The organism is Oceanimonas pelagia (assembly GCF_030849025.1).
Classification (GTDB): Bacteria; Pseudomonadota; Gammaproteobacteria; order Enterobacterales; family Aeromonadaceae; genus Oceanimonas; species Oceanimonas pelagia.
In genome coordinates, this window is the sequence record NZ_CP118224.1 from 592137 (window position 1) to 606326 (window position 14190).

Annotated in this window: 10 protein-coding genes; 4 read left to right on the forward strand and 6 right to left on the reverse strand. The window is 64.4% G+C overall.

The annotated features are described in order from the left end of the window. The first annotated feature begins 30 nt into the window (after nt 1–30). A complete protein-coding gene (locus PU634_RS02725; protein ID WP_306762543.1) occupies nt 31–1176 on the forward strand; it encodes a 3-phenylpropionate MFS transporter in 1146 nt (381 codons plus the stop codon). Beyond that, entirely contained in the window at nt 1173–4643 is a 3471-nt protein-coding gene (locus PU634_RS02730; RefSeq protein WP_306762544.1) for a hybrid sensor histidine kinase/response regulator, read from the forward strand. The genes PU634_RS02725 and PU634_RS02730 overlap by 4 nt, the downstream gene beginning before the upstream one ends. 145 nt (nt 4644–4788) lie before the next feature. Here PU634_RS02730 and PU634_RS02735 read toward each other — a convergent pair whose 3' ends face one another. Then, complete coding sequence (locus PU634_RS02735) at nt 4789–5427, reverse strand: response regulator transcription factor (protein WP_306762545.1); 639 nt, start codon at nt 5425–5427, stop codon at nt 4789–4791. 133 nt (nt 5428–5560) lie between these two features. Between PU634_RS02735 and PU634_RS02740 the strand changes: the two genes are divergently transcribed. Both PU634_RS02740 and PU634_RS02745 read left to right on the forward strand, forming a co-directional pair. Then, nucleotides 5561–6898, forward strand: a complete 1338-nt coding sequence (locus PU634_RS02740; protein ID WP_306762546.1) for an MFS transporter — start codon at nt 5561–5563, stop codon at nt 6896–6898. A gap of 11 nt (nt 6899–6909) precedes the next feature. Further along, nucleotides 6910–7626: a DUF3108 domain-containing protein gene (locus tag PU634_RS02745; RefSeq protein ID WP_306762547.1), complete on the forward strand. Its 717-nt coding sequence runs from the start codon at nt 6910–6912 to the stop codon at nt 7624–7626. Nucleotides 7627–7656: 30 nt separating this feature from the next. Here the strand turns inward: PU634_RS02745 and PU634_RS02750 are convergent, their stop codons facing one another. From PU634_RS02750 to PU634_RS02770, 5 genes are all read right to left on the reverse strand, one after another. Next, nucleotides 7657–8961 carry a sigma-54-dependent transcriptional regulator gene (locus tag PU634_RS02750; RefSeq protein WP_306762548.1) on the reverse strand — a complete coding sequence of 435 codons (1305 nt, stop codon included), beginning with the start codon at nt 8959–8961 and terminating at the stop codon, nt 7657–7659. Beyond that, the gene (locus tag PU634_RS02755) at nt 8942–10699 is read right to left on the reverse strand and encodes a sensor histidine kinase (protein WP_306762549.1); all 1758 of its coding nucleotides are present in this window, start codon (nt 10697–10699) and stop codon (nt 8942–8944) included. The genes PU634_RS02750 and PU634_RS02755 overlap by 20 nt, the downstream gene beginning before the upstream one ends. 8 nt (nt 10700–10707) lie before the next feature. Next, the gene (locus PU634_RS02760) at nt 10708–11079 is read right to left on the reverse strand and encodes a DUF1850 domain-containing protein (RefSeq protein ID WP_306762550.1); all 372 of its coding nucleotides are present in this window, start codon (nt 11077–11079) and stop codon (nt 10708–10710) included. Further along, a complete protein-coding gene (locus tag PU634_RS02765) occupies nt 11076–13091 on the reverse strand; it encodes a TRAP transporter permease (protein ID WP_306762551.1) in 2016 nt (671 codons plus the stop codon). The genes PU634_RS02760 and PU634_RS02765 overlap by 4 nt, the downstream gene beginning before the upstream one ends. A 100-nt stretch (nt 13092–13191) precedes the next feature. Beyond that, nucleotides 13192–14139: a TAXI family TRAP transporter solute-binding subunit gene (locus PU634_RS02770; protein WP_306762552.1), complete on the reverse strand. Its 948-nt coding sequence runs from the start codon at nt 14137–14139 to the stop codon at nt 13192–13194. Nucleotides 14140–14190: the final 51 nt, after the last annotated feature.

Genomic DNA, 14190 nt, shown 5'->3' on the forward strand with positions numbered 1-14190 from the left:
AGCCGGCATCCTACTCCAACCAATACGGACATGGCGCCCGCATACTGGCTTTCACTGTTTTTTGCCCTGTATTACTTCGGCTACGGCACCTTTCTGCCCTTCTGGGCGCTGTGGCTGGAGCATGCCGGCGCCACGGCGGGGCTGATTGGCCTGCTGCTGGGGCTGGGCATGGCGGTGCGCTGCGTGGGCATTCTCGGGGTAATGAGCCGGGTGCGGGCGGCCCGTCACCTGCTGCCGGTGATGCAGGGGCTGAGTCTGCTCAGCCTGCTGGGCTTTGCCGCCTTTTACGGCTGGCAGTCGAGCACCGGGCTGCTGGTGCTGACGGTGCTGGTCAACCTGATCTACCCGGCGCTTATTCCCCTCAGCGAGGCCATGGCCAGCCGCTATATTGTGCAAATTCAGCTCGACTACGGCCAGACCCGACTGTGGGGATCGGCGGCCTTTATTGCCGCCAACCTGGTGGTGGGCCTGCTCGACGAGCGGCTGGGCAGCCAGTGGATTTTGCACAGCATGGTGATGTCGCTCGGGCTGATGCTGTTGCTCAGCCTGACGCGGCCTCAGCCGCTGCCGGCGGAGCAGCCGGCCAGCCGGGCCGGCGAGGGCATCGGGCGTGTGCTGCGCCGCCCCGGGGTGGGGCGGTTTTTGCTGATCACCGCCCTGCTGCAGGGCAGCCACGCCTTTTACTACGGCTTCAGTGCCCTGTACTGGCAGCAGCAGGGGTACAGCACCAGTGTGATCGGTTATCTGTGGGGGCTGGGCGTGCTGGCGGAGATCCTGGTGTTTGCCGGCGATCGCAAGTGGCTCGGTCACCTGGGGGCCCGGCCCCTGCTGCTGGCCGGCCTGTGTTGTGCCCTGTGCCGCTGGCTGATACTGGGCGCCACCACCGAACTGGTGTGGCTGGTGCTGGCCCAGCTGCTGCACGCGGGCAGCTTCGGGCTCAGCCACCTGGGGGCGGTGCGCTTTATCAGCCGGGAACTGGATGAGGGCGCGGTTTTTGGCGCGCAGGCCTTGTATGCGTCCATTTCTCTCGGCATGGTGTCGGGAGTCGTGCTGATGGTGTCGGGCCCGCTCTACGGGCAGTTTGGCGGGCACACTTTCTGGTTAATGGCGGCGATGGTGCTGCCGGTGGCCTGGCTGCTGGCCAGGCCCCTGTTGAAGGAGCAAAAGCAGCCATGATGCAGGGCTGGACCGTAATCAATATCGCACTGGCCTACCTGGGGGTGCTGTTTCTGCTGGCCTGGCTGGGGGATCAGCCGCGCATGGGCAACCGCATTCGGCGCTTCAGGCCTCTGCTCTACAGCCTGTCGCTGGCGGTGTACTGTACCTCCTGGAGCTTTTTCGGCACCGTGGGTCAGGCCAGCACCGACGGCTGGACCTATTTCACCATTTATCTCGGCCCCATTCTGATGTTCACCCTGGGCGGGCGTTTTATCGCCCGGCTGATCGACGTGGCCAAGCGCGAGCACATTACCTCCATTGCCGACTTTATCGCCGCCCGCTACGGCAAGTCCCAGCGGCTGGCGGTGTTCATCACCCTGATCGCCATCGTGGGTGTGCTGCCCTACATCGCCCTGCAGCTCAAGGCCATCGTCATGGGGCTGAACCTGATGGCGCCGGACGTGGTGGCCGGCGCCGGCCGCAACGCCGGCGAGGTGGCGTTGATGGTGACCCTGCTGTTTACCCTGTTTATTCTGCTGTTCGGCACTCGCCATATCGACGCCACCGAGCACCAGCGCGGGGTCATGGTGGCCATTGCCGCCGAGTCGGTGGTCAAGCTGGTGGCCTTTATCGTGGTGGGCGGATTTGCGCTCTGGCTGATCCTGGCCTTTCCCAACCAGCAGCGGGTGATGGTAACCGAGGACTTTATTCGCTCCCTGAGTGTGGTCAGCGGCGGTCACCTGCTTGACATCGGCGTGTATACCCTGCTGTCGATGAGCGCCATTATCTGCCTGCCGCGCCAGTTTCACGTGGCAGTGGTGGAGCACCATGGTCCGGCGGATCTGCGCTGGGCCCGGCGCATTTTTCCGGTGTATCTGCTGTTGTTTGGCCTGCTGGTGCTGCCGTTGTCGCTGGCGGGGCAGCAGTGGCTGTCGGCGGGCACCTCGCCCGATACCTATGTGATCAGCCTCCCCCTGGATCTGGGGCACCCTAATCTGGCCATGCTGGCCTTTATCGGCGGCGCCTCGGCCGCCACCGGCATGATGATCATTTCCACCATCGCCCTGGCCATCATGATCAGCAACGATCTGGTGCTGCCGATGATCCTGCGCCGGCGCCAGCTGCAGGGGGCCGGCTTTGAGGACGTGGCCCAGCTGCTGCTCAATGTGCGCCGTACCGCCATTATGGTGATCATGGCCACCGCCTGGCTGGTGTTTCTGTGGCTGGGCGACATCAGCAGCCTGTCGCGCATCGGTTACCTCAGCTTTGCCGCCATCGCCCAGTTTGCCCCGGCGCTGGTGCTGGGGTTGCTGTGGCGCGGCGGCAACCGCCGCGGTGCCTACTGGGGACTGAGCCTGGGCATGCTGATGTGGCTGCTCAACCTGATGGCGGAAACCGGGCTGTTTGCCGGCGACGCCAGCACCAACGTGGTGCTCTGGCTGCTGACGCCGCCGACTGTGGGCTGGCTGGCCGAGATGAGCCCGGTGACCTGGGGCATTCTGCTCAGCCTGCTGTGCAACCTGGCCGGCTACCTGGCGGGCTCCTGGCTGTCGGTGCCTTCGGTGAGCGAGCGCTTTCAGGCCGCCGCCTTTGTGGGACGTCCCCACAAGGATGACGACGATGTGTACCGGGCCAAGGTGACGGTGCGGGATCTGGAGCAGCTGGCGTCGCGTTTTGTGGGCGAGGCCAGAGTCAAGCGGGCCTTTGCCCGCTATGCCGGCGAGCAGGGCACCCTGGAAGGCAGCATGCAGGCCCCGGCCAGCCTTATCCGCCATACCGAGCGGGTGCTGGCCGGGGTGTTCGGCACCTCGTCGGCCCGGCTGGTGCTGGCGTCGGCGGTGCAGGGCCGCTCCATGGAGCTGGACGAGCTGGCCACCATCGTCGACGAAGCCGGCGATGTGTTCCGTTTTAACCGGGGCCTGCTGCAGGGCGCCATCGAGCACATCAGCCTGGGCATTTCGGTGGTGGACAAGGAGTTGCGGCTGGTGGCCTGGAACCGGCGCTACCTGGAGCTGTTCCAGTATCCGCCCGGGCTGATCCGGGTGGGCCGGCCCATTGCCGACATTATTCGTCACAACGCCGGGCAGGGCCTGTGCGGCCCCGGCGATGTGGACCAGCATGTGTCCCGGCGGGTGGCCTTTATGAAGGCGGGCAGCCGCCATGTGTCGGCGCGCACCCGGCCCGACGGCCGGGTGATCGAGGTGCAGGGCAATCCCATGCCCGGCGGTGGCTTTGTGATGACCTTTAACGACATCACCACCTTTCGCCAGGCCGAGCAGGTGCTGAAAGACGCCAACGTCATGCTGGAGCAGCGGGTGGCGGAACGCACCCGCGAGCTGTCGACGGTGAACGAGCAACTGCTGGCGGCCAACCGCCAGGCGGAGCTGGCCAATGCCTCCAAGAGCCGTTTTCTGGCGGCGGTCAGCCACGATCTGATGCAGCCGCTCAACGCCGCCAAGCTGTTTGCCTCGTCCTGGCTGGAAACCTCCAGTGACGATGAAAGCCGGCGGTTGGCTGGCCATATCGACCGCTCCCTGACGGCGGCAGAAGAGCTGATCGGCGATTTGCTTGACATGTCCCGGCTGGAGTCGGGCAAGCTCACCGCCAAACCCCAGGATTTTGCCATTGAGGAGTTGTTCGACACCCTCAAGGCCGAGTTCGGGGTGCTGGCTGAACAGCAGGGGGGCGCGTTTTCGGTGGTGGGCAGCCGGCTTGGGGTGCACAGCGATCCCCGGTTGTTGCGGCGCATATTGCAGAACTTTCTCACCAATGCCCTGCGTTACAGCGCCGGCGGCCACATTGTGCTGGGGCTGCGGCGGGCCGGCGAGCAGGTGCGCATAGAGGTGTGGGACAACGGTCCCGGCATTCCCGCCGACAAGCTGGATCTGATCTTTGACGAGTTTACCCGGCTGGAAGCGGGCCAGCGCCATCAGCAGGGCCTGGGCCTGGGCCTGGCCATCGCCCAGGGGCTGGCGGGCATTCTGGGCCACCGGCTCGGGGTGCGGTCAAGGGAAGGCAGGGGCTCGGTATTCAGCATTACCCTGCCGCGGGCTCACCGGCCGCCCGGCGCCGGAGTGCCCGTGCCGGTGGCGGTGGCCGGCGGCGGCAACCGGCTGGCCGGGCTGAAGATACTGTGTATCGACAACGAGGCCGACATTCTCACCGCCATGAACAGCCTGCTGGGGCGCTGGGGCTGCGAGGTGCGTCTGGCCGGCGGTGGCGATGAGGCCAGGGCGTTGTGCCGTGACGGTTTTTCGCCTCAGGTGATCCTCTCCGATTATCATTTGGACGACGGCGAAAACGGGGTCTCGGCGATCAACATGCTGCGGCTGGAGTTTGGCCGCATTCCGGCGGTGGTGATCAGCGCCGACCGCCAGCCCGAGTTGCAGCAGCAACTGCAGCAGCAGGATCTCGGTTACCTGAGCAAGCCGGTCAAGCCGCTGAAGCTGCGGGCACTGTTGCAGCATTTGGTGAAGGGGGGATAAGGGGAATGAGTAGGTTGCGAATGAGCGCAGCGAATTCCAACATGAAGGCGCTTGCGGTTTCGTGAACTGAGGGATTAGGGATTAGCGGGAGTTTATTCTGTTCCCTAGTCCCTAGTCCCTAGTCCCTAGTCCCTAGTCCCTATTGTCAGAACTCGCCACCTTCCAGTTGCGACAGGGCGATCACCGCCTGGGTGCGGTTCTTGACCCCGAGCTTGCGGAAAATGGCGGTGACATGGGCCTTGATGGTGGCTTCCGACACCTCCAGCTCGTAGGCAATCTGCTTGTTGAGCTTGCCTTCCGACAGCATGGTGAGCACCTTGAACTGCTGGGGGGTGAGGCTGGCCAGGCGCTCGGCCATGTCATCTTCGGGGGCGTCGTCCGGGCTGATGCCTTCGGGAAACCAGCCGTCGCCCTCCAGCACGGTGTTGAGCGCGCTCACCAGGGTGGCCATGGGCGCCGACTTGGGAATAAAGCCCACCGCCCCCAGGCGCATGGCCTGCTGCACCACGGCGGCTTCCTCGCTGGCCGACACCACTACCACCGGCAGCGCCGGATACAGGGCGCGCAGCCGGGTCAGGCCGGAAAAACCGCTGGCGCCGGGCATTTTCAGATCCAGCAGCAGCAGGTCGACCTCGTCGGTGCTCGCCAGCAACTGCAACAGGTTGTCGATGCTGTCCACTTCCTGCAGGCGGGCGCCCTGCACCGCCAGTTGCACGGCCTGATGCAGGGCGTTGCGAAACAGGGGGTGGTCATCGGCAATAATAATGCTGTAACCCGTGTCCATCAGTGCTGCATCCTTGTGTTCGGTAAAGTATTCAATGGAAGCTGATTCCACTTTTAATTGTATGATAGGGGTTTGCTGCCTGGCTGAGAACCGCCTGGCGCCATTTTCGTGATCCGACAGAATGAGCTGAACGATGTCTGGCCATAATCCGCCATCCTCGGGCAAGCGTCAGTCCCTGCTGGCAGGCTTGCTGAGTAACGATGAAGACGCCCGTGTCTGCAAGGACATTCCCGATGACGCCTGCCGGCAGGTAGCCGGCAACCGGCGCAGGCTGATCCTGGCGCAGCTGGCCACCGCCCTGGCCGAGCTGATGATCAATGCCAAAACCGTGCTGCCCTGGCTGTTTCAGGCGGTAGGCGCGCCGGTATGGCTGATCGGCTGGCTGGTGCCGATACGCGAAAGCGGCTCCATGCTGCCCCAGCTGATGCTGGGCGCGCGGGTACGGCAAATGCCGCTGCGCAAGGGGGCCTGGTTGTGGGGTGCCGGGCTGCAGGCGGCCTGCCTGGTGCTGATGGCGGTGGCGGCGCTGCTGAGCAGTGGCTGGCTGGCCGGTGTGCTGTTGTTGCTGCTGCTGGCGCTGATGAGCCTGTCGCGGGGGCTTTGTTCCATTGCCGCCAAGGACGTGCTCGGCAAAACCATTCCCAAAAACGAGCGGGGCGGGGTGACCGGTACCGGCGCCAGCCTGGCGGGCGGCGTGGGCCTGGTGTTTGGTTTGCTGCTGACCCTGGCCGGTGAGCTGCCGCTGTGGGGCTATGTGTTGATCCTGCTGGCGGCGGCGCTGGTGTGGGCGCTGGGCATGCTCTGTTACCGTCAGATACGGGAATATCCCGGCGCCACCGAGGGGGGCGTGAATGGCTGGCGCCATGCCATTAACAGCCTTCGGCTGGTGCGGGACGATGCGGCCTTCGGGCGTTTTCTGCTGGTGCGTACCCTGCTGATGTCCACCGCCCTGGTCACGCCCTATTATGTGCTGCTGGCCCGGGACTACAACGGCGGCCTGCAGTCCCTGGGCGGCCTGCAGTCCCTGGGCGGACTGGTGCTCGCCCAGGGGCTGGCGCAGTTTGCCAGCAGCTGGGTCTGGGGCCGGCTGGCGGATGTGTCGTCCCGGCGGGTGATGCAACTGGCCGGCATGATCGCCGCCGGCCTGGGGCTGGCGGTGTGGCTGCACCTGAGCCTGGGGGGAACGGCGCCGGCGGGGTATTTTGCCGGGGTCGTCTTTATTCTCAGCCTGGCTCACGCCGGGGTGAGGGTGGGCCGTAAAACCTTTCTGGTGGATCTGGCTGGTGGCGACAGACGCACCGATTACGTGGCGGTGAGCAATACCCTGATGGGCTTGCTGTTGCTGGCAGCAGGGGCGCTGAGCATGCTGCTGGCGCTGTTGTCGGGGCTGGCGGTGATCCTGGTGTTTTCGCTGCTGACGATTCTTGGTGTATGGTTGGCACAGGGCCTGCCAGATGTTCAGGCCCACTGACAAGAGGAACAATGATGTTGCAAAAATGCCTGCTGGCGATGGCCGGCCTGATGATGGCAAGCACCGCCGCCGCACGGGACATAGAGCAGCTGCGCGCCGAATTTTCGGTCATTCTCAACGGCGACCCCACCCGGGGGGTCAACACCCTGACCATAGATCGCAACCGGGATCAGTACCATGTGCACTTTTCCCTGCGCCACTGGCTGCTGGACGTGGATCAGAAGGCCAGTTTCGGCTGGCAGGATTGCACCGCCCGGCCCGACACCTTCAATTACAAGGCCAAGGCCCTGGGGGTTACCCGGGAAGAGCGGCTGGTGTTCGATCAGAGCACCGACATGGTGCTCTACCAGGACAAGGACGGCGACAAGCTGTTGTCGGCACAGGGGGGCGTGTTTGACCCGGTCAGCTTTTTCTTTGAGGCCCGCTGCGATCTGATGGCGGGCAAACAGGCCTTTGATTACAGGGTGATCCGCGACGGCGAAATCAAGGCCACCCCCTTCAAGGTGGTGGGTACCGAGGCGCTGCGCACCGGCATTGGCACCCTGGATACCCTGATCGTGGAGCGTGACCGGGGCGACAGCAAACGCAAAACCCGCTTCTGGGTGGCCCCCGAGCTCGACTACCTGCTGGTGCAGATCAGCCACGAGGAAAACCGCCAGCTGGCGGTGACCGCCACCCTCAGCAAGATGGCTTACCGGCTGGCAAAGGTGTCTTCCTCCGCGCACTGACGGGACATGACTGGTCGTGCTGAATGCAGGTTAACGGCGGTATCTGGCCAGTTTGTCGTACAGCGTCTTGCGGGGAATGCCGAGGCGTTCGGCGGCCCGTGCCACATTGTCGTTTTCCTTGTGCATGGCCTCAAGGATCAGCTGTTGTTCGAGAGCGGCGAGCTGGCCGGGAAGCGAGAGTGGCGCCGGTTGCTCCGCCACCGGCAGCACGCCCAGCACATACTGTTCGGCGGCGTGGCGCAGCTCACGGACGTTGCCCGGCCAGTCCCGGCAGATCAGCTGTTGCAGCAAGTCATCGGATGGCGGCGCGGCGTCCCGGTTGTATTGGGTGCGGGCCTGCTCAACGAAATGCATAAACAGCAGCGGAATATCGGCGCGTCGTTCGCGCAACGGGGGCAGGAACATGGTCACCACATTCAGCCGAAAGTAGAGATCCGGGCGAAACAGGCCGGCGCGTCCGGCTTCCTGCAGATCGACCTTGGTGGCCGCCACGATGCGGGCATCCACTTCCACCAGCCGGTTGCCTCCCAGCCGCTCCAGCACAGATTCCTGTAACACGCGCAGCAGCTTGGCCTGCAGCGTCACGGGCATGCCTTCAATCTCGTCCAGAAACAGGGTGCCGTTGTCGGCATGCTCGATTTTACCGATGCGCCGCCTGGTTACGCCGGTAAAGGCGCCGGGCTCGGCCCCGAACATTTCGCTTTCAAAGATGGACTCGGGCAGGGCGGTGCAGTTGACCGCCACAAAGTGGCCCTTGCGTCCGCTGCCCTGGTGCAGGCTGCGGGCCACCATTTCCTTGCCGGTGCCGGTTTCACCGAGGATCAGCACGCTGGCGCTGGTATCGGCAATATTGTCAATCTGCCGGCGCAGCAATTCGATTTGCGGTGTGTGGCCCAGCAGCAGGCCGGGATCCCTGCCTGCGGCCAGCTGCTGGCGTAACCGGCGGTTGTCGAGGACCAAGGCGCGCTTGTCCATGGCCCGGCGCAGGCTGTGCAGCAGCCGCTCGGGCGGGTAGGGCTTTTCAAAGAAGTCGTGGGCGCCCAGGCGCATGGCCTCTACCGCCATGGGAATGTCACCATGGCCGGTCAGCAGCACCACCGGCAGTTCGGCATCGCGGGCCTGAAGCTGTTTCAGCAGGGTCAGGCCGTCCATGCCCGGCATGCGCACATCCGACAGCATGACCACGGGAGCTTCGGCCGGCAGCGCCTGCAATGCCTGCTCTGCCCGGGCAAAGCCCCGGGCGCCGATGCCGGACAGCTGCAGGGTCTGCAGCAGGGTCTGGCGTACGTCATCGTCGTCTTCCACCAGCCAGACGTCAATGGGTGTCGGGGTCATGGTTACTCCAGTCAATACGAAATCGAATACCGCCCTCGGGCGGGTGTTGAATGTTCAGCCGGCCATCGCTGGCCTCCACCAGATCACGCACGATGGACAGACCCAGGCCCAGGCCATGGCCTGTCTGCTTGGTGGAGAAGAACGGCTCGGTGACCTTGTCGGCCAGTTCAGGGGAAATGCCCGGGCCATTGTCCTGCCATTGCAGCCAGTCTGGTCCGGCGGTAATGATGATGCGGGCCGGATTGGTGCCGGTCAGGGCGTCGATGCTGTTGGTCAGCAGGTTGGCCAGCACCTGCTCCAGGGCGTGCAGCTCCATGGGCAGGATCACCTCGTCCGCTGTGGGACGCTCCAGATGAATGCGCTGCTCGGCCAGCCGGGGCGCCAGCCAGCTCAGTATGTTGTCGAGCGCCTCGTTCAGCCGTGTTTGGCCACGGGTATGGCGGCGGGTGGCCGCAAACAGCTTGAGCTGGGAGGTCAGCCGGGCGATGCGATCAATCAGCCGGCCCATGGTCTGCAGGCTGGCTTCCAGCTCGTGATGGCGGCCATGCTGACTCAGCAGCAGGGTATTCACCGACTGGTTGCGCAACGCCGTCAGCGGCTGGTTGACCTCATGGGCGACACCGGCGGCCATCTGGCCAAGGGCGGCCAGCCGGTTGCTGTGGATCAGCTCATGCTGCATGGATCTGAGCCTGGCTTCGGCCTGAATACGCTCCTGTATCTGTTGTTCCAGCTCCCGGTTGGTGGCGGCCAGGGCGGCGGTGCGGGACATCACCTGCTGCTCCAGCTCGCTGCGGGCCCTGAGCTGCATGCGGTAATAGCGCCGGCGCTGGCGCCAGTACAGCAACAGCAGCAGCACGGCGATAAGACCGACGCCGGTGAGGGCGCTCAGCTGGGTGGCATTCATGGCCAGCTGCCGGCTTGGCCACCATAGCTGCATGCGCCACTGCAGGCGGGGCAGGGCCAGCTCACTGACACCGTACTGCTCGCCCTGCCACTCCACCTGGTGCCGGTCGTAGGTGACGGCCAGGGGCGTCAGCGGCATGGGAGTATACTGGCGGGCGTCTTCCAGCCGTTGGCGTGCCGCCGGAGTCAGCGGTGCCAGGGTGCGGAACTTGAGCTCGGCCCGGGAAGACAGGGCGATGACCTCTTCCCTGTCCACCACCAGCACCAGTTCGCGGGCCGGTTGCCAGCTGTGCTCCAGTGGCAGCAGGGTGATCTTGGCCGCCAGCACGCCTTTGGCGCCATCCGGGCCCGTCATGTGCAGGCCAAAAAAGTAGCCGGGGGTACGGGTGGTGGCGCCCAGAGCATAAAACTCGCCCACGCTGCCGCGCAGGGCATCACTGAAATAGGGGCGGTAACGGTAGTTCTGGCCGATAAAGCTGTGTGGCAGGTGCCAGTTGCTGGCGGCCAGGGTCACGCCGTCGGCGCCGATAAGATACAGGGCTTCCACCCCGGTTTCTTGCGCCAGGTGCTGCAGCAGCCGGTTGGCCTGCTCGATGGCGTCGTCCCGGCTAGGATACTGCAGGGCGCGGGTCAGTACCGGGTGAGACTGCAAGGCGCGGGGAATATTTTCAAACCGGGTAATTTCCGACTCCAGAGCGGTGCGGTAGACCTGCAGCTGCTGCTGGGCGCGCAGTTCCTGCTCTTCAACCTGATGCCGCCAGCTGGCTCGCCAGACCAGGGTCAGCAACAGGGCAAACACCAGCAGGGCGAGCAGCCAGGGCAGGCGCTTTTTCAATAAGGGCTTCAGTGGGCCTCCGGGTCACAGATGGCAAGGGTCACTGTCTGTCCGGGGGGCAGCCAGTGGCTGAGCGGATGGCAGCGCTCGTATGCGTCACAGAGGGTATATTCGCCGGTAAACGCCGACCCGGCAAGGGTGACCTGGTCCAGCAGCAGGTTTGGCTGCCAGCGCCAGACTCCCTGCTCCAGCCGGGCCTCGGGGGGCGGCTCCATGCCGGCCCCCGAGCCCTGAACACTGGCCTCGATCAGGCGCAGTTGCCGCCCTTCGGCCCGGTAGGTCTCCTCCCAGCGCGTTTTTTCCACCGAGTGTTGCCAGCTCAGGGTGATGCTGCCGGTCAGCAGCATCACGGTGGTGGAGGCGGAAAGCAGGCAGATCATCCAGCTACCGCCACGGGGTGCCGGCGACGGCTTTGCCACCAGTGGCGACCCAGCACCAGGGCGGCCAGGGCCAGTCCCAGTTCGTCGGTCATCGGCAGCGAGAATACCAGCAGGGCGGCGGCCGTCACCGCGATCAGCCGCTCCCACCGGGCAAAGGGCCGCAGCCAGTAGCCGATGGCGCCCATGCCCCACAGGGACACGGCCAGCAGCGCCTTGAACACCACGAACACGGTGGCCAGCATGCCGGCGTCACCCTGCAACATCAGCTCCGGGGCATAGACCGCCATATAGGGCACCACAAAGCCGGCGATGGCGATCTGCAGCGAGCGCAGGCCTATGCGCAGGCCCGAGGCCTTGGCGATGGGGGATGCGGCAAAGGCGGCCAGGGCCACCGGCGGGGTCAGATCCGCCATGATGCCGAAATAGAACACGAACATGTGCGAGACGATCAGCGGCACGCCCAGTTCCAGCAGTGCCGGGGCGGCGATGGAGCTGGTAATGATGTAGTTGGGAATGGTGGGAATGCCCATGCCCAGCACCAGGCAGGTCACCATGGTCAGTGCCAGTGACAGCAGCAGGCTGTGCTCACCCAGCTGAATGATGAAGCCCGCCACTATGGTGGCGGCGCCGGTCAGCGAAATCACACCGATGATCACCCCGACCAGGGCACAGGCCACCCCCACTGGCAGGGCATGCAGCGCGCCCTGGTACAGGGCGTTGACCACGGTGGCGAGCATGCTTTGCTCACGCTTGACCAGCAGCAACAGGGTAAGCACGGCCACCACCGCAAAAATGGCGGTAATGCCGAAGTGGTTGAAGCTGGCACAGGCCAGGCCAAGCAGGATCCAGAAGCCGTAACGCAATCCCTTCGCGTTCAGTTTTCTGGCTACGCCATTGCCCATGATCAGCACCACGGTCAGCGCCAGGCCCATCATGCCCGCAAACAGGGGGGTAAAGCCGGAGAACAGCATGATCACCAGGGCTACCAGTGGCATCAGCAGGTACCAGCGCTGTTTCAGCGCCGCCAGCGGCCTGGGGCACTCGGACCTGGGCAGGCCGTTGAGGCCGGCGCGGCCGGCTTCCAGGTGCACCATCAGAAACACGGTAAAGAAGTAGAGCACGGCGGGGATCAGGGCCGCCTTGGTAATGTCCACATAGGGCACGTTGATGGTTTCGGCCATGATAAAGGCCACGGCGCCCATCACCGGCGGCATGATCTGACCGCCCATGGAGCTGGTGGCTTCCACCGCACCGGCAAAGTCGGCCTTGTAGCCGAACTTTTTCATCAGGGGAATGGTGAACTGACCGGTGCTGACCACGTTGGCCACGCCGGAGCCGTTGATGGTGCCCATCATGCCCGAGGACAATACCGACACCTTGGCCGGACCGCCACGGGTATGGCCGACCGAGCCGATGGCCACATCGTTGAACAGCCTGAGCATGCCGGCCTGCTCGAGAAAGGCGCCAAACAGAATAAACAGGAAAATGTAGCTGGATGAAACATAGGTGGGGGTGCCGTAAATGCCCTCGGTGCCAAAGGCGAGCTGGGACACCACCTGATCCAGGCCATAGCCGCGGTGCATCAGGGCGTCGGGCAGGTACTGGCCAAACAGGGCATAGCCCACGAAGCTCAGGCAGATAAGCGGCAGGGCCCAGCCCATCAGCCGGCGTGCGGCGTCAAACACCATGATCAGGGTGACGCTGCCGATCACCCAGTCGGCCTGACTCATGTCGCCGGCCCGGTAGATCAGGTCGGCCTCAAACCACCAGTGATAAAAGGCAAACAGCAGGGCCGCGGCACCAAGCAGCATGCCCCACACCGAAGGGCGGGCCAGCGGCTGGCCACGGCCACCGTAAAGCTGGTAGACCAGAAACAGCAAAAAGCCCACGTGTACCGCCCGCACTACCGTGGTGGACAGCGGGCTGAAGGCGGCGGTCACCACCTGAAAAATGGAAAAACACAGGGCGCCGTAAAAGATCAGCGCATGATGCCGGGTCTCGGAACTGCTCATTATTATCTCCCCGCCCGTGCCGTTGGCAGAACGGCCAGGCTGTTGTTATGTCGGTATTGGCCGAAGGGATGGCGCCTTCAGGGACGAAGGCGCCGGTTGTTTACTGGATCAGGCCCTTTTCCCTGAAGTAACGCTCGGCCCCGGCATGCAACGGCAGCGGCAGGCCGGCGGTGGCCTGGGCCGGATCGATGCCGTTGGCGGCGTTATGGGCATTGCGCAGCGCCGGCAGGTTTTCATAGACCTGTTTTGCCATCTGGTAGGCGGTTTCGTCAGAGACCTTGTCATGGGTGATCAGCAGGTTGCTGATGGCTACGGTGGGCACGTCGCTGTCCTGGCCGGAGTAGGTGCCTGCCGGGATCACGCCGGGGCGATAGGCATCGTTGCCGATGCCGGCGACCAGCTCGGCGGGAATGGGAATGAACACCACGGGGGCGTGGGACGCCAGATCGCGAAAGGCGGCCATGCCGAGGCCGGCAGACTGCAGGGTGGCATCGAGCTGGCGGTTTTTCATCAGCTCCACCGACTCGCCAAAGGGCAGATATTCGGTGCGCTCGAAATCGTCATAGTTCAGCCCGGCGGCCTGAAAGATGGTACGGGCATTGAGTTCGGTGCCGGAGCGGGGGGCGCCCACCGACACGCGCTTGCCCTTGAGATCTTCCAGGCTGGTGATGCCGCTGTCGGCCCGGGCCACGATCTGAATGTAGTTGGAATAGGTGGCGCCGATGGCCCGCAGCTTGCTGAGGGGCGCATTGAAGCCGGCCTCTTCCACGCCGTTCCAGGCGTCGGCCACACTGTCGGCCAGGGCGAAGCCGATTTCACCCCGGCCCTTTTGCAGCAGGGTCAGGTTTTCAACCGATGCCCGCGTGGCCTGGACCTGCACCCGGGCGTCGGGAATCTCCTTGCCATACAGCTGGGACATGGCCACCCCGAGCGGGTAATAGACACCACTGGTGCCGCCGGTGAGCACGTTGATAAATTCGCCGGCCTGAGCGGCGGTCACCGACAGCGCCAGGGAGGCGCCGAGCAGGCAAAGTTTGATCCGTTTCATTGAGTCAATCCCCTTGGTTATGTAGTTGCGCCACCAGTGTTGCAGTTTTGA